A 22914-nucleotide genomic window follows, 5' to 3' on the forward strand; every position below is an offset into this window, starting at 1 on the left:
ATTTTCAATAGCAAGTTACTCACCTCACCTCGGCAAAAACAGCAGCCAGTACACCAGCAACAGGTTCACCAGCACGCTCACCACCAACGCGATCTTCCACAGCGCCGTGGCATCGCGTTGCATCAGCGGCTGTGGGCCCGGGGCGGACAAGGGACGCGACGCACCCCGTTCCAGCGCCAGCAGCAACTCCTCGGCGGTTTCAAAGCGCTGCGTGCACTGGCGGGCCACGGCCTTCAAGGCGATCTGGTCCAGCCAGATGGGCACGCTGGGGTGGTGGCGGCTGGGCGCCACCGGGTCGCGGTGGTAGCGGCCCAGCTGGTACTGCACCACCTCGCCATAGGGCAGGCGCCCGTGGCTCAGCAACTGGTACAGCGTGACGCCCAGGGCAAACAGGTCGCTGCCCGCATCGGGCAACTGGCCGGCCGGGTCGCCGTTCTTTTCGTAGCCGGGCCACTGCTCAGGGTTCATGTAGCTGGGGGTGCCTGCGTGCAGGCGGCGCGTGGCCTCGGGCTCGCGGCCTGACAGGGCCACGCCCAGGTCCAGCACCCGCAGCACGCCGTCTTCGCCCAGGTGCAGGTTGTCAGGCTTGATGTCGCGGTGCACCACCCCTTGCCGGTGCAGCCAGCCCAGCACCTGCGCCGCCTGCATCACCACCGACACGACCTGGGGCACACCCAGGTGCTGGCGGGCACGCAGGCGCTGGCCCAGGGTCTGCCCAGCGTGCCAGTCGTAGAGCAGATAAAACGCGCTGGCGCCGGGGCCTGCACCGCCCTGCTCGGGCGGCCAGGTGTTCAGGCGCGCCAAGTGCACTGCCGCGTGGCCGGACTGCATGCGCCGGGCCACCCAGGCTTCGTGCGCCAGCGTGGCGCGCTCCTGCGCGTCGTGCGCGCGGGCAGGGACTAGGGTCTTGAGCGCATACAGCCGCTGGGTGGCCGGGTCGCGCACCTGGTAGATGCGGTGCACGCCGCTGTCGGCCACCAGCGCGGTCACCACCAGGCCATCCACGGGGTCACCCACTTTAAGCAAGGGCAACACCGGCAACTGCAGGGCTCGGCGGGACTCGTCCTGCAAGGTGGCCTCCAGCACCCCTTGCACCCGCACCACCAGTGCGGTCACGTTGTCGGTGCTGCCCCGGCGCAGGGCTGCGCGCGTGATCTCGTCGCTCAGTGCCTGGGCGCTCGCGTCCGCCCGCAGAAGCTGGCGCAGCTCACGCTCGGGCAAGCTGCCGTGCACGCCATCGGACAGCAGCACCAGCAGGTCGCCGCTGTGCAGTTCGCCCTGGCTGTAGTCCACCACCACATGGTCGTCCAGGCCCATGGCGCGGGTGAGCTGATGCGCAAAGTCGCGCTGCGCCATCACATGGTCGGTCGTCAGCAGCTGCAGCCGGCCGCCCCGCAGCAGATAGGCGCGCGTGTCACCCACATGGGCCAGCGTGTACGACTGGCCGCGCAGCACGATGGCGGTGAGCGTGGTCAGGCCCACGGCGGGCTGGCGGCGCCGGTTCATCGACGCGAGCCAGCCGTTGTGCGCGCTCAGGATTCGGTCCAGCGCCACGGTGGTGTCCCAGGTGTCGGGCGTGGCGAAGTAGTCGTTCACCAGCGTGTTCACCGTGGTCTGGGCGGCTTCGCGCCCGTTGCCCCCGGTGCTCACGCCATCGGCAATGGCAGCGATGGCGCCGCGTTCGCGGTCGCGCCCCTGCCCCTGCAACAGGGCGGCAAAGTCTTCATTGACTTCGTTGCGCCCAGCCTGCGAGGTGTGGCCGATGTCCAGTTCAAAACTCATGCACCACCTCCATGCAGGTTCCATGCCCAAGCTGGTGCATGCATGCACCGCTGCGCGCAGCCCGGTCCACGGCTACCGCCCCCCAACGCGTGCTGCGCAGGGCGGGCCCCTGTGCTGTCACCCCAGATCAGTGCACAAACTCTGGCACGGCCATTGCTTACCCAAAGCAACGGCCCCACGGGGCCACGCAATTCAGCGGTGCAACGGCGCACCAAGGGGTTGTATGGACGAAGGCGTCCCCACATGCGGTTTCGATGAAAGGTCGGAGCTGCATCGTGTGGACGCCTTTTTTGTTTTTGGCATCGCCCAGGCGATGGAACCGACGGAGTCACGATGAAAAAGCTCAAACTGGTGATGGTGGGGAACGGCATGGCCGGTGTGCGCACGCTGGAAGAGCTGCTCAAGATTGCCCCCGATCTGTATGACATCACGGTCTTCGGGGCCGAGCCGCACCCCAACTACAACCGCATTCTGCTGTCGCCCGTGCTGGCGGGCGAGCAGACGATTGACGAAATCATCCTCAACGACTGGCAGTGGTACGCCGACAACCACATCACGCTGCACACCGGCTTCACCGTGACCGATGTGGACCGCGTGCGCCGCGTGGTCACCGCCACCAGCAAAGACGGTGACGTGATCACCGCCGAGTACGACCGCCTCATCATGGCCACGGGCTCCAACCCCTTCATCCTGCCCGTGCCCGGCAAAGACCTCCAGGGCGTGCTGGCCTACCGCGACATTGCCGACACACAGGCCATGATCGACGCCGCTGCCACCTACAAGCACGCCGTGGTCATCGGCGGTGGCCTGCTGGGCCTGGAAGCCGCCAACGGCCTGATGAAGCGCGGCATGCAAGTGAGCGTGGTGCACGTGGGCGACTGGCTGATGGAGCGCCAACTGGACGACGTGGCCGGCAAGATGCTGCAAAAGTCGCTGCAAGAGCGCGGCATGCAGTTCCTGATGAAGGCGCAGACCCAGGAGCTGGTCGGCAACGCCGAGGGCCGCGTGTGCGCCGTCAAGTTCAAGGACGGCACCGAGGTGCCCGCCGACCTGGTGGTGATGGCCGTGGGCATTCGCCCCAACACAGCACTGGCCGAAAAAATCCGCCTGCACGTGAACCGCGGCATTGTGGTGAGCGACACGCTGCAAACCACCACCGATGCGCGCATTTACGCCGTGGGCGAATGCGCTGCCCACCGGGGGATTGCCTATGGTCTGGTGGCGCCGCTGTTTGAGCAGGGCAAGGTGCTGGCCAACCATCTGGCCGAGTTCGGCATCGGCCGCTACCAGGGATCGCTCACGTCCACCAAGCTCAAGGTGACGGGGATTGACCTGTTCAGTGCAGGCGACTTCCAGGGCGGCGAGAACACCGAAGAGATCGTGATGAGCGACCCCTTTGGCGGTGTGTACAAAAAGCTGGTCATCAAGGACGACAAGCTGGTGGGCGCCTGCCTGTATGGCGACACGGTGGACGGCAGCTGGTACTTCAAGCTGCTGCGCGATGGCCGCAGCGTGAGCGACATCCGCGACAAGCTGATGTTTGGCGAATCGCACCTGGGCGACACCGGCCACCAGGGCCAGAGCAAGGCCGCCGCCATGCAGGACAGCGACGAGGTCTGCGGCTGCAACGGCGTGACCAAGGGCGCCATCTGCAAGGCCATCAAGGACAAGGGCCTGTTCACGCTCGACGAAGTGCGCAAGCACACCAAGGCCAGCGCATCGTGCGGTTCGTGCACGGGCCTGGTCGAGCAGATCATCATGTTCACCGCCGGTGGCGACTACAGCGCCACGCCCAGGACCAAGGCCATGTGCGGCTGCACCGACCACGGACACCAGGCGGTGCGCGACGCGATCCGTGCCAACAAGCTGCTGAGCATTGGCGACGTTTTCGAGTTCATGGAATGGAAGACGCCCAACGGCTGCGCCAGCTGCCGCCCCGCCGTCAACTACTACCTCATCAGCACCTGGCCCAAGGACGCCAAGGACGACCCGCAAAGCCGCGCCATCAACGAGCGCAGCCACGCCAACATCCAAAAAGATGGCACCTACAGCGTCATCCCCCGCATGTGGGGCGGCGAGACCACGGCCGACGAGCTGCGCCGCATTGCCGATGCGGTGGACAAGTACCACATCCCCACCGTGAAGGTCACAGGCGGCCAGCGCATTGACCTCTTGGGCGTGAAGAAGGAAGACCTGGTCAACGTGTGGAAGGACATCGGCATGCCCAGCGGCCACGCCTATGCCAAGGCGCTGCGCACCGTAAAGACCTGTGTGGGCAGCGAGTGGTGCCGCATGGGCACGCAGGACAGCACGCAGATGGGCAAGGACCTGGAGCGCGCCATGTGGCGCATGTACGCCCCGCACAAGGTCAAGTTTGCGGTGAGCGGCTGCCCGCGCAACTGCGCAGAAGCCGGCATCAAGGACGTGGGCATCATCGGCGTGGACAGCGGCTGGGAGATGTACATCGCTGGCAACGGCGGCATCAAGACCGAGGTGGCGCACTTCTTCACCAAGCTGAAAACCGCCGAGGAAGTGCTGGAGTACACCGGCGCGTTCTGCGAGCTGTACCGCCAGGAAGGCTGGTACCTGGAGCGCACCGTGCACTACGTGAGCCGCGTGGGCCTGGACTATGTGAAAAAGCGCATTCTGGAAGACCACGAAGGCCGCAAGGCGCTGTGGGAGCAGCTGCAGTTCGCGCTGGACGGCGAGCCCGACCCCTGGTTCGAGTTTGACAAGGCAGCCGTGGACACGCGCCAGTTTGCCCCGCTGACCGCTGCCTGAAGCGCCCGGAGCCCCACACCATGCAACGCCGCACCTTGCTGACCGCCGCCGGCTACACCACGGCCTGGAGCACCCTGGGCATCATGTCGCTGGGCACCGCCCAGGCCCAGGTCACCGACCTGAACGACGCCATCAACAAGGCAGGTCGCCAGCGCATGCTGAGCCAGCGCATGGGCAAGGCCTGGCTGGCGTTGGCGCACAAATCCGACACGCCTGCTGCACGCGCCGTGCTGGACCAGTCGTTGGCGCTGTTCGAGCGCCAGCTGGGCGAACTCAAGGCATACGCGCCCTCGCCCACCATCCGCGACACCTACACCAAGCTGGAATCGGCCTGGACCGACCACAAGGCCACGCTGCTGGGCACCGCGCCGTCGCGCGACGGCGCGGCCGCCCTGCTGCAGGCCGACGCCAAGGTGCTGGCCCTGGCCCACCAGGGCACCGTGCAGTACGAAGCCGCCTCGGGCAAGCCCGTGGGCAAGCTGGTCAACGTGGCAGGCCGCCAGCGCATGCTGAGCCAGCGCATGGCCAAGTTCTGCCTGTCGGCCATGCTGGGGGTGGACACCTCCACCGCCACCACCGAGATCGCCAAGGCGCGCGACGAGTTCATCAGCGCCACCGAGCTGCTGCGCAACGCGCCGCAGGCCACCAACCGCATCCGCCAAGAGCTTTTGCTGGCCGATGGCCAGTGGGTGTTTTTTGACGCCGCGTTGCAACGCCTGGGCACCAGCAACAACACCTTCCGCCAGGTGTCTGAAGTGTTTGTGAGCAGCGAAAACCTGCTCGCCAGCATGGACCGCGTGACCGGCCTGTATGCAGCGCTGGGCAGCAGCTGAAGGCCTGTCCTGCAACGGCCCCCTGCGCGCCCCTGACATCCCACCGAACAACACCAAGGACGATTCCCATGACCACCAACAACCCAACCCCTGAATGGAAGCTGATCTGCCGGGTGGACGACATCCCCGTGCTGGGCTCACGCCGCGTGGCGCGCCCCCAGGGCCTGGACGTGGCCATCTTCCGCAACGACGCCGGTGGCGTGTTCGCGCTGCTGGACCGCTGCCCGCACAAGGGCGGCCCGCTGAGCCAGGGCATCGTGTTTGGCACCCATGTGGCGTGCCCCCTGCACAACTGGACCATTGGCCTGTGCGACGGCCAGGCCTCGGCGCCCGATGAGGGCTGCACGCCGAAGTTTGCCGTGAAGGTGGAAGACGGCGCGGTGTACCTGGACGCGAGCGAGCTGGCGACGGTGGCCACGGATTTGACGCGCCCCATCGCAGGGCCTGCGCGCAGAACGGTGGGCGTGTGAGCGGTGGAGAGTGTTGCGCCCCAGGCGCCGCATGCGTACCCGGCGAGGACACGACAACCCTATCAAAACAATAGCTGACAGCGCAACATGCACTAGCGCCTGAGGCCAAAACAACCCCAACCACGCCATGCAAGAAACCAAATCCACCTGCCCCTACTGCGGCGTAGGCTGCGGCGTGATCATCGAAAGCACAGGCACCCAGATCACCGGTGTGCGCGGCGACCCCACACACCCCGCCAACTTTGGCCGCCTGTGCACCAAGGGCTCGACCCTGCACCTCACCGCCACCAGTCCGGTCACCCTGCAAACCCGCCTGCTGCACCCCCTGCAACGCGCACAGCGCAACGAAGCCGCCCTGCCCGTGACCTGGGACGCCGCACTGGCGCTGGCCGCAGACAAGTTCGCCCACACCATCGCCCAGTACGGCCCTGACGCCGTGGGCTTTTACGTCAGCGGCCAGTTGCTGACGGAGGACTACTACGTCTTCAACAAACTCGCCAAGGGCCTGATCGGCACCAACAACATCGACACCAACTCGCGCCTGTGCATGAGCAGCGCGGTGGCGGGCTACAAGCAGACCCTGGGCGCCGACGCGCCGCCCGCCTGCTACGACGACGTGAAACACGCGCAGTGCCTGTTCATCGTGGGCAGCAACGCGGCCTGGGCGCACCCCATTCTGTTCCGCCGCATCGAAGACGCACGCGCCGCCAACCCGGGCATGAAGGTCATCGTGGCCGACCCGCGCCGCACCGACACGGCCGGCATGGCCGACCTGTTCTTGCCCATCCAGCCCGGCAGCGACGTGATGCTGTTCAACGGCATGCTGCACCTGATGCTGTGGGAGGGCTGGACCGACGCCGAATACATCGCCGCGCACACCACGGGCTTTGACGAACTCAAGGCCCTGGTGCGCGACTGCACGCCCGAGCGCGTGGCGCAGACCTGCGGCATCAGCGTGGCCGACCTGACCACGGCGGCCAAGTGGTTCGCAACGTCCAAAGCGACCTTGAGCCTGTACTGCCAGGGCCTGAACCAGAGCAGCAGCGGCACCGCCAAAAACGCTGCGCTCATCAACCTGCACCTGGCCACCGCGCAGATCGGCAAGCCCGGCGCCGGCCCCTTCAGCCTGACGGGCCAGCCCAACGCCATGGGTGGGCGCGAAGTCGGCGGCCTGGCCAACCTGCTCAGCGCCCACCGCGACCTGGCCAACCCGCAGCACCGCGCCGAAGTCGCCGCGCTGTGGGGCGTGGCCGATGTGCCATCCAAGCCCGGCAAGACGGCGGTGGAGATGTTCCAGGCCGCTGCCGACGGCGAGATCAAGGCCCTGTGGATTGCTTGCACCAACCCCGCGCAAAGCATGCCCGACCAGGCCACCGTGCGCCGCGCGCTGCAACGCGCCGAGTTTGTGGTGGTGCAAGAGGCCTTTGCCACGGCAGCCACCTGCGACTACGCAGACCTGCTGCTGCCCGCCACCACCTGGGGCGAGAAAACCGGCACCGTGACCAACAGCGAGCGCCGCATCTCGCGCGTGCGCACTGCCGTGCCTGCGCCCGGCCTGGCGCGGCACGACTGGGCCATTGCGGTGCAGTTTGCGCACCAGCTGGAGGCGCGCCTGCGGCCCGGCGCGCCGACGCTGTTCCCCTACGCCACCGACGCTGCCGACGCAGGTGCCGAAGCGGTCTGGAACGAACACCGAGAAAGCACACGCGGGCGCGACCTGGATATCACCGGTTTGTCGTGGGACATGCTTGAAGCGCAAGGCCCGCAGCAGTGGCCGCTGCCTGAAGGCGCCCCCACCGGCAAGGCACGCCTGTACCAAGACGGCATCTTCCCCACCGCTGATGGCCGCGCGCGTTTTGCCGCCCACGCATGGCAGCCCACCGCAGAGCCCCGCGAGTCGCGCTACCCCTTCAGCCTGACCACCGGCCGTCTGCGCGACCAGTGGCACGGCATGACCCGCACCGGCACGCTGGGCCGCTTGTTTGGCCATGTGGCCGAACCCAGTCTGCAGATGCACCCGCAGGACATGGAGCGGCGCAAGCTCGCCAGCGGCGACCTGGTGCACGTGACCAGCAAGCGCGGCTCCATCGTGGTGCCCGTGCAAGCCGACACCACGCTGGGCCTGTCGCAGGTGTTCATGGCGATGCATTGGGGCAGCGAGTTTTTGAGCGGCGTGTCTTCCACCGGCGAACGGCTGGCGGGCGTGAATGCGCTCACCACCTCGGCGTTCTGCCCCACCTCCAAACAGCCCGAGCTGAAACACGCCGCCGTCAAGGTGCTCAAGGCCGAACTGCCGTGGACGCTGCTGGCCATGGCATGGCTGCCCGCCGACAAAACCCAGGCCACACGCGAAGCGCTGTCTGCGCTGATGGCGCAGTTCCCGTTCGCGAGCTGCGTGCCCTTCAGCAACAACACCCCGCTGGATGAGCCCGGCCGCGAGCGCACCGGGGTGCTGCTGCGCGCCGCCGCCCACGAGGCACCGCCCGACGCGCTGATCGCACAGATCGAAGCCCTGCTGGGCATGGCAGGCGCAGACACGCTGCGCTACGCCGACAAAAAACGCGGCCAGCGCCGGGCCGCACGGCTGGCGCGCCAGGGCGACAACACCACGCTCGAAGGCATCGTGCTCGCGGGCGACACCAGCGCCGAAGGCTGGCTCAAGACCCTGCTGCAGGAAGAACTGCCCGCACAGACCTACGGCCGCCTGCTGCTGGTGCCCGGCGCCAAGGCCCCTGTGGCCGTGCAGTCGCGCGGCAAGCCGGTGTGCACCTGCTTCAACGTGACAGACGCCGCCATCACCGCCCAACTGGCGCACTGCCACGGCACCGACGACGACCGCCTGGCCCAGTTGCAAGGGCAACTGCGCTGCGGCACCAACTGCGGCTCGTGCGTGCCCGAACTCAAGCGCATGGTGCGGGCCACGGGGCCGCTGGCATCCAAGCCGTTCGCGCAGGCCGTCATATAACCAAAAGTTCTCTTGCTTGCAGGAAAATAGACCTCAGACCAACAAACCCCACCAGGACTTGTGCAACAGGGCTCCAGCTAGGCGCTTTCGGCGCAGACAGTACACCTTGTACGGCAAGCCGAGATAACGACGCCAGTGTGGTATTGCACGCTAACTGGCACATGAAAACCGATGGATTTTTGGTCAGGGCAAGGCGCAAACCACAGCGATACCCGGAGGTATCGCGAGGATTTGCAACGCAGCCCTGGCCGAAAAGACACGGTTTGCAGTGCCAGATAGCGTGCAACACCACACTAGAGCCCTGTTTCACAAGTCCCGCCACAAAGAACCATGGCCATCGCCCAGTACATCAAGGAAATCGGACGCGGCGCGCGCGGCGCCAAGCCGCTGTCGCGCGAGCAGGCTGCAGACCTGTTCGGCCAGGTGCTGGACGGCGCCGTGACCGACCTGGAGATCGGCGCCTTCTGCCTGGCCATGCGCATCAAGGGCGAGACGTCTGAAGAGATGTGCGGCTTTCTGGATGCCACGCACCAGCGCCTGGCGCTGCTGCCCGCCACCGACCGCCCGCTCATCGTGCTGCCCAGCTACAACGGCGCGCGCAAGCTGCCGGTGCTGACGCCGCTGCTGGCGCTGCTGCTGGCCCGTGAAGGGTTGCCCGTGCTGCTGCACGGCATGCGCACCGAGGCGCGGCGCGTTTTGGCATCGGATGTGCTTGATGCGCTAGAAGTACCTGCCCTGATAGCTCCTGAAAAGATAGCAAACGGCACGGTGCGCCATATCCATACCCAGCACCTGCACGCGGGGCTGGCGCGCCTGCTGGCAGTGCGCGAGGTGGTGGGTCTGCGCAACCCGGGGCACAGCGTGGTCAAGCTGATGAGCCCTTGCGCAGGGCCGTCGGTGGTAGTCACCGCATACACCCACCCCGAATATTTCGAGATGCTGCAGACCACCTTCCGCACGCTGGGCATGAACGCCTTGCTCTCGCGCGGGCTGGAGGGCGAGGTCGCTACCGACCCACGCCGCACGCCGCGCTACGACGGCTTTGTGCGCGGCGAACACACGGTGCTGGAGGCACAGCAACCGGGCACGGCCAGCGAGGTGCCGGGCCTGCCCGCCGAGATCGATGTGGTCACTACGGCCACCTACACACGCCAGGTGCTGGCGGGCGAGTTACCGATTCCACCCGCCATCAAGCGGCAGGTGGAACACATCTTGCACGTTGCTGGTCAAACTGCTTCGGAGACATCCCCATGACCCGCCCCACGCCTTCCACCATACCGCCCACAGCCCCACCCGACCTGGGCACCGGCGGCCGTTGCACGCTGGTAGGCGCAGGCCCGGGTGACCCGGAGCTGCTCACCCTGAAGGCGCTCAAGGCCATCCAGGCTGCCACGGTGCTGCTGGTGGATGACCTGGTGAGCGATGCCATCGTGGCACATGCCTCGCCCACGGCGCGCATCGTCTACGTAGGCAAGCGCGGCGGCTGCAAAAGCACGCCCCAGGCCTTCATCGAAAAGCTCATGCTGATGGCCGTGAACGAAGGCGAGAACGTGGTGCGCCTCAAGGGCGGCGACCCGTTCATCTTTGGCCGCGGCGGCGAAGAGGTGGAGCACCTGCGCGCTGCAGGTGTTGAGGTCACCGTCATCAACGGCATCACCGCAGGGCTCGCCGGGCTGACCTCGCTGGGCGCACCGCTCACGCACCGCGAGCATGCCCATGGCGTGGTGTTTGTCACCGGCCACGCCAAGCCCGGCGACGCGGGCACTGACTGGCGCCAACTGGCCGCCACGGCGCGCGACGCCAAGCTCACGCTGGTCATCTACATGGGCGTGAGCGGCGCCGCCACCATCGAGCAGGAACTGCTCACCGGCCTGCCCGCCGATACGCCTGTGGCCGTCATCCAGCACGCGAGCCTGCCGCACCAGCGGCATGCCATCACCACCCTGGGTTCACTGCACGCCACCATCACCCGCGAAGGGCTGGCCAGCCCTTCGGTGATCGTGGTGGGCGATGTGGTGCGCGGTGTTGCGCTGGCCGTGCAGGACGCGGGTGCAGCGCCGTTGCAGGCCCGGCGCGCGGGCTGAACGCACTCAACGACCTCCACAAGTCCACCGGCCCGATTGCCCGCTGCGCAGGTCGGGGATGCACCGTGCACGGGCGCAAAACAAGGCGCTCCAAGGCGTGCCTACGCGCTGCGCCGTCGCGTGTTTCATTCAGCACGGCCTCCCTCTACACAGCACCGCATTGGGTCACGCGCCTGCATGCACATTGGCCCGGGTATTGCTTGAAAGCATGCATCTGAATGCAACCCGCACAAGGAGCACCATGGCAGCCTTTCCCCTCCCTGCACGCACTTCCAGCCTGCCCACGCTGTCGTCTTCCACACAGGCTCCCTCGCGCGACGCGGGCATGTCACTCGTCAACCTGGCGGCACGCCAGCGCATGCTGTCGCAGCGCATGGTGCTGCAGACCGTGCTGGCCGCACGCGGCAGCGACCTGCACCTGAAGGCCGCGCGCAGCTCGCTCACCCTGTTCACCGACAGCCAGGCACGGCTGGTGGACACGCCACGCCACCTGGATGCCACCAGTGCCGAGATCATCCGCAAGGCCTACCACGGCCCCCAGGGTGTGGGCGCCACCATCGACGCGTTTGCGCAGCAGGTCGGCACAGCGCTGGACCTGGCCGAGCGCCAGAGCCCGCGCGTGGAAGACGCACTGGCCCGCTTGGTGGAAACCACCGATGGCGTGCTCGACGCCCTCAACACGGCCACCACGGCGTTCGACCAGGTGAGCAAGGCGCAGTCCGAAACCTTGATGAAAGAGCTGGCGGGCATCGTGGCCTCAATCCAGACCGTGGCGCGCGAGGCCAAGGTGGTCAGCTTCAACGCGCAGGTGATGGCGGCGCGTGCCGGGCAGCACGGGCGCGAGTTTGCAGTGGTGGCCAATGTGCTGTCGGGCATCACCAACGAGATCGATGGCCTGTCACTGCAGGCCGTGTCGCTGGCCGGACGCAGCCGCAGCGCGGCCTGAGCGGCTGAGCGTGGGCGAGAAAAAGAGAAGGCCCGGGGCGATGGACCCAGGGCCTTCGATGCCGTCCATTCAAGGCGCCCACTCAAGGCGCCCCCTCAACGCACTACTGCCCGGCGGTTTCGCGCACCTGTTGAAACCGCTGCGCCAGCTCCTTGCGCAGCGTCTTGCGCATCAACGCAGCGTCCCAGCGGCGGCGCTCGTCGGGGGTGGAGGGCGTCAGTGGCGGCACCTGCACGGGCTTGCGCGCCTCGTCCACAGCCACCATGGTGAAGAAGCAGCTGTTGACGTGCCGCACCACCTGCGAACGGATCTCTTCGGCCACCACCTTAATGCCGACTTCCATCGACGAGCTGCCCGTGTAGTTCACGCTGGCCAGAAAGGTCACCAGCTCGCCCACATGGATGGGCTGCAAGAACATCACCTGGTCCACGCTCAGCGTCACGGTGTAGCAGCCCGAATAGCGGCTGGCGCACGAGTACGCCACCTGGTCCAGCAGCTTGAGGATGGCGCCGCCGTGCACGTTGCCCGAAAAGTTGGCCATGTCGGGCGACATGAGCACGGTCATGCTCAGTTGGTGTGAAGGGATGTTCATGCAGCGATTTTAGAAAGCCATGCGCGCTGCGTCGCGTGCAAGTTGAGCCCCTGGCACTGCGGGTGGCGGCTTCGCTACACTCGCGCAGCACCTGCAGATCGGGTGCGAGGAGGAACCGATGATCGAACTAGAAAAACTCAACGAATTCACCGAAAGCCATGGCGCATTGCGCACCGGCAAGGGACTGGTGTCGGGCGTGATTGCGCTCACGCTGGCCATCCTGTGCTTTCTGGGCGTGCTGGCCTTTCACTTTCCCGAGTACCTCACCACGCCACAGCTGCGCAAAAGCTACGACGTGACGGTGATCCGCAACATCATGCTGGTGGCCATGGCGATTGCGGGCGGCATCTCGCTGGTCAACATTGTGTTCAACCGCGCCCGCTGGCTGGCCACCTTTGCGTTTGCCATCGTGGCGATCACTGCGCTGCTGGGCGGCCACAAGGTGGAGGTGGACCCGAACTTTCCCGACAACACGCCGTACATCGGCCTCGACTGGTTCATCCTCGACCTGCTGGGCAGCTCGCTGATCTTCATCTTCATCGAGAAGCTGTTCGCTCTGCGCAAGGACCAGCCCATCTTCCGCGCCGAGTGGCAGACGGACTTTCACCACTTCATCGTCAACCACATGGTGGTGGGCTTTGTGCTGTTGGCCACCAACCTCATCGTGCACAAGTTCTTTGGCTGGGCGGCCAGCGACGGCATTCGCGGCTGGGTGCAGGGCCTGAACTTCTGGGTGGCGCTGTTCCTCATCATTCTGGTGGCCGACCTGGTGCAGTACTGGACGCACCGCGCCTACCACGAGGTGCCGCTGCTGTGGCGCTTGCACGCCGTGCACCACAGCGTCAAAAGCATGGACTGGATGGCCGGCTCGCGCCAGCACATCCTGGAGCTGCTGATCACCCGCACGTTGGTGCTGGCCCCCATCTATGTGCTGGGCTTCAGCAAGGAAGTGATCGATGCGTACATCGTGGTGGTGGGCTTCCAGGCGGTGTTCAACCACGCCAATGTGAGCGTGCGCCTGGGGCCGCTGCGCTACGTGCTGGTCACGCCCAACTTCCACCACTGGCACCACAGCCAGGACCAGGAGGCGCTGGACAAGAACTACGCCGCGCACTTCGCGTTTCTGGACTACCTGTTTGGTACCGCCGTCAAAAGCACCAAGCTCTGGCCCGAGCACTACGGCGTGCTGGGCGACTACGTGCCCAACGGCTTTGTGAAGCAGTTCAAGTTTCCGTTCACCTGGAAGGGGTGAGGGCTCCTCATTGACTGAGACGCTGTCTCAGGGCATCGCCGCCAGCTCTCGCTCCAGCACCCGCAGTTGCTCGCGCAAAGCCTCGGTCCGTTCCTCACACGCGGCCTTGGCATCGGCGGCCTTTTCCGCGCCCTCCTGCACGAACTGGTTGCCTGCCGGCAGATTGCCGCGCCGCAGGGGGCCCGCCGTGGCCACAGCGCCGGGCGGGGCCGTGCATTCACGCTGGTTGCGTTCGACAGCGGCGCGGGCCTGCGGGATGCCCTGGGTCTGCAGGTAGTTCTTGCGCTGCCAGGTGGGGCCGAATGCGCCCTCACCCACGGGTGCTGCTGCGGGCGGCACCGGGGTGGCGCCACGGGTGGTGGGGCGCACTTCGATCTTCTCGCCCTCCCCTACACAGGGTGCGTCCTGGAACGACACCTTGCCGTTGGCGTCCGTGCATTTGTTGATGGCCCACGCCGGGGACAGGCAGCCCAGCGCCAGGGCACAGAGGGCGTAGCGGATCAGAGTCATGGTGTCTTCCTTGGCAGGTCCATGCCGCATGCTACCGCGATGCACACATGGGCTGGCGCGCACCGCCAGGCGCAGTCGCAGACAGCGCCGCCGGAGATAGGCACCTGTCCCTCACATGACGCCTCCCCGGTACAAACCCGGTGCGCACGCTGCGTGCTGCCCTCCTACCATCGCCGCTCGCTGGGGCCGCTGTGGCCCGTTCTGAGCAGGAGACACCGCGTGATGACCACCCCAAATGTGAATGTTGAGCCCGCCGAGCAGCGGCTGCCCCTGGCGCGCCGCCGCAGCCTGGTCTTGGCGCTGGCGGGGGGCGCCGCCCTGGCCAGCCTTCCCGCGCGCGCACAGTCCACTGCAGGCGGCAAGGGAGACATCCTCATTGGCCGATCTACCGCGCTGTCTGGCGGCATGGCGCCGTTCCTGTCGCCCATCCATGAGGGGCAGGAGGCCGCTGTGGAGGACGCCAATGCCAAGGGCGGCATCGGCGGCCGCAAGATCCGGCTGGTGTCGCTGGACGATGGTTTTGACGCCCGCCGTGCGCTGGACAACGCCAAGCAGCTGAGCGAAAAGGACGGAGTGCTGGCGCTGTTTGGTGTGGCCGGGACCTCGCAGGTGATGACGCTGCTGCCCTACCTGGCGCAGGCCAAGCTGCCGCTGATCTCGGTGTACACGGGTAGCCCTGCCGTGCGCGCGCAGCAGCACCCCTACCTCTTCACCACCCGCGCCAGCTATGCCGACGAGCTGGTGAAGATCGTGCGCAATCTGGTGGCCGTGCAGACCTCGCGCATCGCAGTGGCCTACGAAAACAATGACTTCGGCAAACTGCTGCTGCCCCTGGTCGAAAAGACGATTGCCGCCGAGGGTGCTGCGCTGGCCGGCTCGCACGCACTGGCCTCTTCGGGTGAAGACGCGAACGATGCTGCCAAAGCCCTGGCCACACAAAAGCCCCAGGCCGTGCTGCTGGTGGCGGCCGGCCCATCCGTGGTGGCATATGTGCGGGCCAACCGCGCGCACCTCGGCGTGCCCATCTATACCTTGTCGCTGGGTGCAGGCAGCGCCGTGCTCAAGGCGCTGGGCGACGACGCGCGTGGACTTGCCGTGGCGCGCACCGGTCCGTCCCCCACCAAGCCCACCATTGCCCTCACGCGCGACTTCCAGGCCTCCATGAAGCGCCACGACAAGCCGGCGGACTACGACCGCTATACCGGCTACATGGACGCCCGTGTGCTCATCGAAGGCCTGCGTGCTGCGGGCCCCGGTGTCACACGCGCCAGCCTGGTCACGGCCATGGAGGGCCTGGGCAACCTGGACCTGGGCGGTTTCAGCTACCAGTTCAGCCCGCAGAACCACCATGGGTCCAACTACGTGGACATTGCGGTGGTGGGCACGGGCGGGGTGTACCGGCAGTAAGCGCCGCATCAGCAGTCGCTGGCGGCTTCGGCGCCAGCGGGTCTGCAAGACATGGCACACCGCGTAGCCGTGCCGCAGTCACCACCACAGCGCCACGCAAAGGCACCACCCGGCTACTAGGTGCAGCGGGCTGCGTCCCTCCCGGTGAGTTGTGCTGCCAGAACAACAAAAACCCGCACCTTGGGTGCCATATCTGCCATGTTTTTGCGAATAGTTCGCATTTGTATTTAAAATTTTACAAATTCCAGCCAGCCGTGCATCCCGTCGGAGGAGCGTTGCCAGCCAGCCTGCCAACGCATTTCCCTCAGGAGCCCTCTCATGCACGCACCCCGCAGAAACTTTGTCTGTGCCCTCCATCCTCTGGCGGTGGCCGCCTTCCTCGCAGCCAACATGATGGGCACCGCAGGTGCCCAGACCACCGCCGGGTCACCCGCAGATGCCACCGAGACCTCGCCTGCAGGCGCCACCAGCACCGACCAGGTCGTGGAGCCCAAGGCGCTGGACAGCGTCACTGTGTCGGGCGCGCGCGAGAGCGCGTCCACCCGCCTGCAGCTCACACCGCGTGAAACGCCGCAGTCCGTCAGCACGGTGACGCGCGCGCAGATCGAGCGCCAGTCGCTCACCAGCATCGACAGCGTGCTGCGCAACGTGAACGGCATTGCCGTGAGCTTCTACGACACGCAGCGCCCGCTGTACTACGCGCGCGGCTTCCAGATCACCGACTTCCAGACCGACGGCCTGCCCAGCTACAGCAGCAGCACCAACCAGGAGTTCGACACCGCGCTGTACGAGCGCATCGACATCGTGCGCGGCGCCAACGGCATCCAGACCGGTGTGGGCGTGCCGTCGGCCACCATCAACATGATCCGCAAGCGCCCGCAGCGCGAGTTCGCCGCGTCTGTAGCGCTCACCGCCGGGTCGTGGAACCTGTACCGGGGCGAGCTGGACATCAACGCACCGCTCAACAGCGACGGCAGCGTGCGCAGCCGCCTGGTCGTGGCCCCGCAGAAGAAAGAGAGCTTCCGCGACCGCTACTCCGAGGACAAGACCGCCCTGCTGGCGGCGGTGGAGGCCGACATCGGCCCATCCACCGTGGTGTCGGTGGGCTACCAGCGCCAGTCCAACGACCCCAAGGCGCCGATCTGGGGCACCATCCCGCGTTTTGCTACCACGGGCGTGCCCATCGACCTGCCGATCTCCACCAGCTTCTCGCCATCGTGGACGCGCTGGGAGCGTACCTCCGGCACGCTCTACGCCACGCTGGACCACCAACTCAACGACGACTGGAGCCTTAAGGCCGCGCTGAACCACACCAAGGGCGACACCTTCCGCCTGAGCACCTACGGCTATGGCGCCACCACCAGCCAGGCCCCCTTCATCAACCCGGTGACCGGCGCGGGCACGACCCTGTATGCCTCCGTGAGCGGCGGCAGCGAAACGCAGGACACGGTGGACGCCTACCTGTCGGGCAAGTTCGAACTGGGCGGCCGCAAGCACGACCTGGTGGTGGGCATGAGCTCCACCCGCACCGCCACGCGCACCGATGGCTACACCTCGGTGGCGGGCTGGAGCTACGTGATCCCCAACATCTACACCTGGGATGGCAACGCGCCCGCGCCCACCTATTCCAAGACCGGCGCCTGGCGCACGCTGATCACGCAGCAGACGGGCCTGTTCGCCTCGGCACGCTGGCGCTTGGCCGACCCGCTGTCGGTGCTTACCGGCCTGCGCCTGACCGACTGGCACCGCCACTCCGACACCTATGGCACCACGGGCGCCTATGCGGGCCGCTCGGCCATTCAGGACGAGAACCGCAAGGTCACGCCCTTCATCGGCGCCGTGTACGACATCACACCCACGCTGTCGGCCTACGCCAGCTACGCGCGCATCTTCAACCCGCAGAACTACAAAGACCGCAACAACAATCCGCTGTCGCCCGTCATCGGCAGCAATGCCGAGGCCGGCCTCAAGGCCGAGCTGTTCGAGCGCCGCATCCAGGCGCACTTTGCGGTGTTCCAGACCAAGCAGGACAACTTCGGCGTGCGCGACAGCGCCATCACCACCCCGCTGCCTGACGGCAGCCTGCCCTACGTGGCCGTGAACGGCACGAAGTCCACCGGCTTCGAGCTGGAGTTTGCAGGCATGGCCACCCGGCAGTGGCGCTTGAGCGCGGGCCTGACCCGCGCCAAGGTCACGCGTGCTCCCACCGACCTCATCTACGCCAACATGCCCGATTACCTGCTGCAACTGGGCACGGACTACCAACTGTCGGGCGCGCTCGCGCCGCTGTCGGTGGGCGGCAACCTGACCTGGCAAAGCGCCATCGAGGGCTTCAACATCCCGCACCCCAGCGGCACGGTGACGGTGAAGCAGTCGCCCAAGGCCATCCTCAACCTGCGCGCGTCCTGGCAGTTCAACCCCAAGGTGAGCGCCACGCTGGCGGTGAACAACGTGACCAACCAGAAGTACTGGGCCAACCTGGACTACGGCAACTATGCCGACCCGCGCAACTTGAGCGTGACCTTGCGCGCGAAATTCTGACCATCCCCCTGAGCGGCTGCGCCGCTTCCCCCTTCTCTCGAATTGCTACGCAATTCGGGAAGGGGGACACCGCCAGCGCGGCGGGGCGGCCCTTGCGCGGCGGTCACTGGCATGGGCCGCGCGTGCTCCACGGGTAGCAGGCAGCGGAGCGGTCAAAGTCGGCACAATCAGCCCCTTTCCCAACCGCATCCACACGCCGTGCCGACGATCCCATTTTTTGACGCCATCATCATCGGCGCCGGCGCTGCCGGCCTGTTCTGCGCGGGCCAAGCGGGCCAGCGGGGGCTGAAGGTCTTGCTCATCGACCATGCGGACAAGGTGGCCGAGAAGATCCGCATCTCGGGCGGTGGGCGCTGCAACTTCACCAACCGCGACCTGGACCCGGCCGCGCCGCACAAGCACTTTGTGGGGCAGAACCCGCAGTTCTGCCGCTCGGCGCTGTCGCGCTACACACCCGCCGACTTCATCGCGCTGGTGCAAAAGCACGGCATCCCGTTTCACGAAAAGCACAAGGGCCAGCTGTTTGCCGACCGCTCGGCCGAGGACATCATCGCCATGCTGCTGGCCGAGTGTGAGGCGGGCGGCGTGACCCGCTGGCAGCCCTGTGGCGTCAAAAAAATAGCCTTTTTGGCCTCAAGCGCTAGTGAATCATGCCGGGGCAGCTATCAAATTGATACTGATCGCGGTTCGGTGTCGGCGGGTGCGCTGGTCATTGCCACGGGCGGCCTGTCCATCCCCAAGATCGGTGCCACCGACTTGGGCTACCGGCTCGCGCAGCAGTTCAACATCCCGCTCGTCGAGCGCAAGCCGGGCCTGGTGCCTCTGACCTTTGACGGCGCGGGCTGGGCGCCGTATGCGCAGCTGGCAGGGCTGGCGCTGCCGGTGCAGATCAGCACGGGTGCCAAGAAGTCCCGCATGGCGTTTGACGAAGACCTGCTGTTCACCCACCGGGGCCTGTCGGGCCCGGCGGTGCTGCAGATCTCCAGCTACTGGCAAGAGGGCACGCCGCTGGCCATCAACCTCGCGCCCACGGTGGACCTGCCCGCCGCGCTGGCGCAGGGCAAGGCCCGTTCGCGCAAGCTGGTTGCCAACGAGCTGGCCACCCTGGTGCCCAGCCGCTTGGCCGATGCCTGGGCCAGCCGCGAGGCTGATTGGCAGCGCCCCATCAACGAAGCCAGCGACAAGGCCCTGGCACGCCTGGCCGAGCAACTGGCGCGCTGGGAGCTGACGCCCACGGGCACCGAGGGCTACAAGAAGGCCGAGGTGACGCTGGGCGGCGTGGACACCAAGGCGCTGTCGCAGCAGACCATGGAGTGCAAGGCCCAGCCGGGGCTGTACTTCATTGGCGAAGTGGTGGACGTGACGGGCTGGCTGGGCGGCTACAACTTTCAATGGGCCTGGGCCAGCGCGCATGCCTGTGCGCAGGCGCTGCCACTGCCGCAGGCAGAACCTGCTGGCGCTGCGCACTGACGGCCCCGTAAAAGTCCATCAGGCCAGCACAGCGGCCTCCCGCACCGGCGCGCCCGAGGGCTGGTGTTGGCAGGCCCAGGCCTCCAGCTCCGGCACGGGCAGCGGCCGGCTGAAGTGGTAGCCCTGCAGCTCCTCGCAATCCAGCGCACTCAGCACCTGGGCCGTGGCCAGGTCTTCCACGCCCTCGGCCACGATGCGCAGCCCCAGTGTGTGGCCCAGCGCGATGATGGCGCGGGTGATGGCCATGTCGGCAGGGTTGGCGAGCATGTCGCGCACAAAGGATTTGTCCACCTTGAGGCGGTCGATGTCAAAGCGCTTGAGGTAGGCCAGGCTGGAATACCCGGTGCCAAAGTCGTCGATGGACAGTTGCACCCCCAGCGCCTTGAGCGCCGCCAGTTGCTGCTCGGCCGCATGGGCGTTGTCCATCAGTTGAGACTCGGTGATCTCCAACTCCAGCCGGTGCGCGGGCATGCCGGTGCGCAGCAGCAGTGCCTCGATGTCGGCGACCAGCGCGGGGTCGGACATCTGCGCGGCCGACAGGTTGACCGAGATCGACACCCGGGCCAGCGGGTGCGGCGACGCGGCATCGCCCACGCCCGCATCCAGCACCAGTTGCTGCCAGCGCACCCACTGCTCGCACGCCTGTTGCAGCACCCAGCTGCCAATGGCGCGGATCATGCCGGTCTCTTCGGCGATGGGGATGAACTCGCTGGGCGGTATGGAGCCCAGCACCGGACTGGTCCAGCGCAGCAGCGCCTCCACGCCCAGCAGCTGGGCACCCTGGGCGCTCAGGCGGGGCTGATAGTGCAGGCTCAGCTCGTGGCGCTCCAGCGCGCGGCGCAGTTGCTGCTCCATGGTCTGGCGGGCCACCGCGCGCTGGTCGGTCTCCATCGAATAGAACAGCGCCATGTCGCGGCCGGTGGTTTTGGCCTCGTACATGGCTGCGTCGGCGCGGCGCATGAGTTCGTCGATGTCGCTGCCATCCTCGGGGTAGACGGCGATGCCCACGCTGCAGGACACGTTCAGCTCGTGCCCTTCCACCGGATGGCTCTGGCGGATGAGCGGGATCAGCCGCCGCTCTACCAGCTGCTGCACATCCTCGCGCCCGGCCACGTCGCGCATCACCACCACAAACTCGTCGCCGCCCAGGCGGCTCACGGTGTCGCGGCTGCGCACGGCCTGCGTGAGGCGCGCAGCCACCGAGCGCAGCAGGCCGTCGCCAATGTGGTGGCCCAGCGTGTCGTTGATGGCCTTGAAGCGGTCCAGGTCGATGAACAGCACCGCGACCTTTTCACCCGTGATGGGCGCCTGCGCCAGCGCCATCTGCAGGCGCTGCACGCACAGTGACCGGTTGGGCAGCTCGGTGAGCACATCGTGGTGCGCCAGGAACTGGATGCGCTCCTCGTTGAGCTTGCGGTCGGTGATGTCGATGGCGATGCCGATGTGGTTGGCCACCGCGCCGCCCTTGCCCTCGCGCACGGCCGACACCATGAGCCAGGCCGGGTAGGTCTCGCCCGAGCGGCGGCGAAACCGCACCTCGCCCTGCCACGACTCCTTGTCGAGCATGGTGCGCTGGATCTGCGCGGACAGCGGCTCGGAGCCCGACTCTTCCAGCAGAAAGCCCAGGTCCTCGCCAATGACCTCGTAGAAGTCGTAGTGCGTGCTGCGGCAGAACGCCTTGTTCACGCTGATGATCTGCTGCTCGGCGTTCATGATGATGATGCCCTCGGACGAGGCCTCGAACACCTTGGCCCACAGCTCCAGGCGCTGCTCCATCACCTTGAGCACGTTGATGGGCGTGAAGGCCGTGAGCACCGAGTCGCGCCCCTGGAACTGCAGGCGCCGCGCCGACAGCACGGCCCAGGAGGGCTCGGGGCTGCCCTTCCAGCGCACTTCAAACTCGTCGACCGATCCCTGGTCCGCCAGACGTTGGAAGAAGCGCGCGCGCACGCCGGGCTCCAGCCCCACGGCCCAGGGGTCGGTCTTGCGGCCCCCCAGCCAGTGGGCGGCGGGCGCGTTGGAATGCAGCACCTCGTGCTCGGGGATGGACGTGACGACCATGGGAATGGGGAAGGCCTCCACCAGCTCGCGCTGCGCCTCGGCCGCGCGGGCGCTGGCGGCCAGCTCTTGCTGCAGCAGGCGGTCGCGGTCGAGCTGCGACAGCATCTCGTTGAACGCGGTGACCAGGCGGCCGATTTCGTCGCGACTGTTCCACTGCGCGCGCAGCGTGTGGTCGCCGCTCTTGCGCACCTCGTCGGCCACACGGGCCAGTTGCTGCAGCGGCTTGGCGATCTGGCGCGCGACCAGGGTGACGAGCGAAAGGATGCAACCCAGCAGCACCAGCGCCGTGCCCAAATGCAGCCACATGCGGGCAAACAGGCTGTCGGCGCGCTGGTTCAGCAGGCGCTCCAGGTCCACAATGCCCACCGACCACGCATCGCGCAGCGCGCCCAGCACGAGGGCCTCCTGCACACCCACTTGCGCCACCGTCAGCCGCGACTCGCCCGATGCAATGCCCTGCAGCAAGGCCTGAAAGCCCTCCTGCGCCGCCTTGAGCGCCTCACGCTGGCGCACCAGCGCGGCCCGCATCTCGGGCGAGCCCGCGATGAACGCCTGGTTGTAGTCCGACTCGATGCCCAGCATCACCGCATCCAGCCGCCCCACCAGCGTCAGCAGCTCGGACGACCATTGCGGCCCGCGCCGCGATGGCGCCGCATTCAGAAAGCTGACGGTGTCATGCACCGCCTGCAGCAGCTCGGGAAACCGCAGCACCACCAGCGACATCACGTAGTAGCTGTCCAGGTCCGGGTCCAGAATCAGGTTGGACTGGTTGCCCACGGTGGTGAGCAGCTCGCGGCCCTCGCGCAGCAACTGGCTGCGCTGGCGGGTGAGCGTCTGCGGATCGACGGTGGGCGAGCCCTCCGGGGACGGCCCCGCCAGCTGCTGCAGCGCCACGCCAAACCGCTGGGCGACATCGGCGGTGCGCAGCTGCTCGTCGTGGGCCGCGCGCACCGCCTCGAGCCGGGTGAGCACGTCGGCCACCAGCGGCGGTTGCTGCGACGCGTCCAGAAACTGCCCCATCAGCCCGTCGCGCACCACCGCTGCATAGGTCGTGCCCACCACTTCCTTGCGCGTGAAGTCGATCGCCAGGTACTTTTCGTGGATCAGGATGCTGGAGACGTAGATCACCGCCGTCAGGTCCAGCAGATAGATGAGCATGAGCTTGCGGCCCACACTGAGCCGGCCCAGCCAACCCGATACGCGGTGCATGAATGCCATGG

15 protein-coding genes are annotated in these 22914 nt (G+C 66.9%); 11 read left to right on the plus strand and 4 right to left on the minus strand.

The features are described 5' to 3' along the window. Positions 1–24: 24 nt before the first annotated feature. A complete protein-coding gene (locus tag C380_RS17450) occupies positions 25–1782 on the minus strand; it encodes a bifunctional protein-serine/threonine kinase/phosphatase (protein ID WP_015015158.1) in 1758 nt (585 codons plus the stop codon). Positions 1783–2115: 333 nt separating this feature from the next. Here C380_RS17450 and nirB point away from each other — a divergent pair, with 333 nt between their 5' ends. From nirB to C380_RS17485, 7 genes are all read left to right on the plus strand, one after another. Then, on the plus strand, positions 2116–4563 hold the full coding sequence (gene nirB, locus C380_RS17455; protein ID WP_015015159.1) for a nitrite reductase large subunit NirB: 2448 nt from the start codon (positions 2116–2118) through the stop codon (positions 4561–4563). Between the two features lie 20 nt (positions 4564–4583). Next, complete coding sequence (locus C380_RS17460) at positions 4584–5396, plus strand: type IV pili methyl-accepting chemotaxis transducer N-terminal domain-containing protein (protein ID WP_015015160.1); 813 nt, start codon at positions 4584–4586, stop codon at positions 5394–5396. A 68-nt stretch (positions 5397–5464) separates the two neighbouring features. Continuing rightward, positions 5465–5866, plus strand: a complete 402-nt coding sequence (gene nirD / locus C380_RS17465; protein WP_005798149.1) for a nitrite reductase small subunit NirD — start codon at positions 5465–5467, stop codon at positions 5864–5866. Between the two features lie 127 nt (positions 5867–5993). Further along, positions 5994–8831: a nitrate reductase gene (locus tag C380_RS17470; RefSeq protein ID WP_015015161.1), complete on the plus strand. Its 2838-nt coding sequence runs from the start codon at positions 5994–5996 to the stop codon at positions 8829–8831. 330 nt (positions 8832–9161) lie between these two features. Further along, positions 9162–10085: a DNA-binding protein YbiB gene (ybiB, locus tag C380_RS17475; RefSeq protein ID WP_015015162.1), complete on the plus strand. Its 924-nt coding sequence runs from the start codon at positions 9162–9164 to the stop codon at positions 10083–10085. Continuing rightward, positions 10082–10915 (plus strand): uroporphyrinogen-III C-methyltransferase, encoded by an 834-nt coding sequence (cobA, locus tag C380_RS17480; RefSeq protein WP_015015163.1) that lies wholly within the window; start codon positions 10082–10084, stop codon positions 10913–10915. The genes ybiB and cobA overlap by 4 nt, the downstream gene beginning before the upstream one ends. Before the next feature lie 241 nt (positions 10916–11156). After that, entirely contained in the window at positions 11157–11861 is a 705-nt protein-coding gene (locus C380_RS17485; RefSeq protein ID WP_015015164.1) for a type IV pili methyl-accepting chemotaxis transducer N-terminal domain-containing protein, read from the plus strand. Positions 11862–11964: 103 nt separating this feature from the next. On the opposite strand, the gene C380_RS17490 is transcribed toward C380_RS17485, so the two are convergent. Next, the gene (locus C380_RS17490) at positions 11965–12453 is read right to left on the minus strand and encodes an acyl-CoA thioesterase (RefSeq protein ID WP_015015165.1); all 489 of its coding nucleotides are present in this window, start codon (positions 12451–12453) and stop codon (positions 11965–11967) included. 118 nt (positions 12454–12571) lie between these two features. On the opposite strand from C380_RS17490, the gene C380_RS17495 reads away from it, so the two are divergent. Beyond that, on the plus strand, positions 12572–13705 hold the full coding sequence (locus C380_RS17495) for a sterol desaturase family protein (RefSeq protein ID WP_015015166.1): 1134 nt from the start codon (positions 12572–12574) through the stop codon (positions 13703–13705). Positions 13706–13732: 27 nt separating this feature from the next. On the opposite strand, the gene C380_RS17500 is transcribed toward C380_RS17495, so the two are convergent. Beyond that, positions 13733–14215, minus strand: a complete 483-nt coding sequence (locus C380_RS17500; protein WP_015015167.1) for a DUF4124 domain-containing protein — start codon at positions 14213–14215, stop codon at positions 13733–13735. A 222-nt stretch (positions 14216–14437) separates the two neighbouring features. Between C380_RS17500 and C380_RS17505 the strand changes: the two genes are divergently transcribed. From C380_RS17505 to C380_RS17515, 3 genes are all read left to right on the plus strand, one after another. Continuing rightward, entirely contained in the window at positions 14438–15622 is a 1185-nt protein-coding gene (locus C380_RS17505; RefSeq protein WP_015015168.1) for an ABC transporter substrate-binding protein, read from the plus strand. Between the two features lie 318 nt (positions 15623–15940). Then, entirely contained in the window at positions 15941–18163 is a 2223-nt protein-coding gene (locus tag C380_RS17510) for a TonB-dependent siderophore receptor (protein ID WP_015015169.1), read from the plus strand. 198 nt (positions 18164–18361) lie between these two features. Next, a complete protein-coding gene (locus C380_RS17515) occupies positions 18362–19633 on the plus strand; it encodes an NAD(P)/FAD-dependent oxidoreductase (protein ID WP_015015170.1) in 1272 nt (423 codons plus the stop codon). Positions 19634–19651: 18 nt separating this feature from the next. Here the strand turns inward: C380_RS17515 and C380_RS17520 are convergent, their stop codons facing one another. Then, positions 19652–22912, minus strand: coding sequence for an EAL domain-containing protein (locus tag C380_RS17520; RefSeq protein ID WP_015015171.1), 3261 nt, complete (start codon positions 22910–22912; stop codon positions 19652–19654). Positions 22913–22914 lie beyond the last annotated feature (2 nt).

This window comes from Acidovorax sp. KKS102, assembly GCF_000302535.1.
Classification (GTDB): domain Bacteria; phylum Pseudomonadota; class Gammaproteobacteria; order Burkholderiales; family Burkholderiaceae_C; genus Acidovorax.

What these genes read in the sequence shown, in the direction of transcription:
- C380_RS17495 (WP_015015166.1), top strand. Translation starts at nt 12,572, where the DNA reads ATGATCGAACTAGAAAAACTCAACGAATTCACCGAAAGCCATGGCGCA.
- C380_RS17470 (WP_015015161.1), top strand. Translation starts at nt 5,994, where the DNA reads ATGCAAGAAACCAAATCCACCTGCCCCTACTGCGGCGTAGGCTGCGGC.
- C380_RS17520 (WP_015015171.1), bottom strand. Translation starts at nt 22,912, where the DNA reads ATGGCATTCATGCACCGCGTATCGGGTTGGCTGGGCCGGCTCAGTGTG.
- C380_RS17500 (WP_015015167.1), bottom strand. Translation starts at nt 14,215, where the DNA reads ATGACTCTGATCCGCTACGCCCTCTGTGCCCTGGCGCTGGGCTGCCTG.
- nirD (WP_005798149.1), top strand. Translation starts at nt 5,465, where the DNA reads ATGACCACCAACAACCCAACCCCTGAATGGAAGCTGATCTGCCGGGTG.
- C380_RS17485 (WP_015015164.1), top strand. Translation starts at nt 11,157, where the DNA reads ATGGCAGCCTTTCCCCTCCCTGCACGCACTTCCAGCCTGCCCACGCTG.
- ybiB (WP_015015162.1), top strand. Translation starts at nt 9,162, where the DNA reads ATGGCCATCGCCCAGTACATCAAGGAAATCGGACGCGGCGCGCGCGGC.
- cobA (WP_015015163.1), top strand. Translation starts at nt 10,082, where the DNA reads ATGACCCGCCCCACGCCTTCCACCATACCGCCCACAGCCCCACCCGAC.
- C380_RS17450 (WP_015015158.1), bottom strand. Translation starts at nt 1,782, where the DNA reads ATGAGTTTTGAACTGGACATCGGCCACACCTCGCAGGCTGGGCGCAAC.
- C380_RS17460 (WP_015015160.1), top strand. Translation starts at nt 4,584, where the DNA reads ATGCAACGCCGCACCTTGCTGACCGCCGCCGGCTACACCACGGCCTGG.
- C380_RS17490 (WP_015015165.1), bottom strand. Translation starts at nt 12,453, where the DNA reads ATGAACATCCCTTCACACCAACTGAGCATGACCGTGCTCATGTCGCCC.
- nirB (WP_015015159.1), top strand. Translation starts at nt 2,116, where the DNA reads ATGAAAAAGCTCAAACTGGTGATGGTGGGGAACGGCATGGCCGGTGTG.
- C380_RS17510 (WP_015015169.1), top strand. Translation starts at nt 15,941, where the DNA reads ATGCACGCACCCCGCAGAAACTTTGTCTGTGCCCTCCATCCTCTGGCG.
- C380_RS17505 (WP_015015168.1), top strand. Translation starts at nt 14,438, where the DNA reads ATGACCACCCCAAATGTGAATGTTGAGCCCGCCGAGCAGCGGCTGCCC.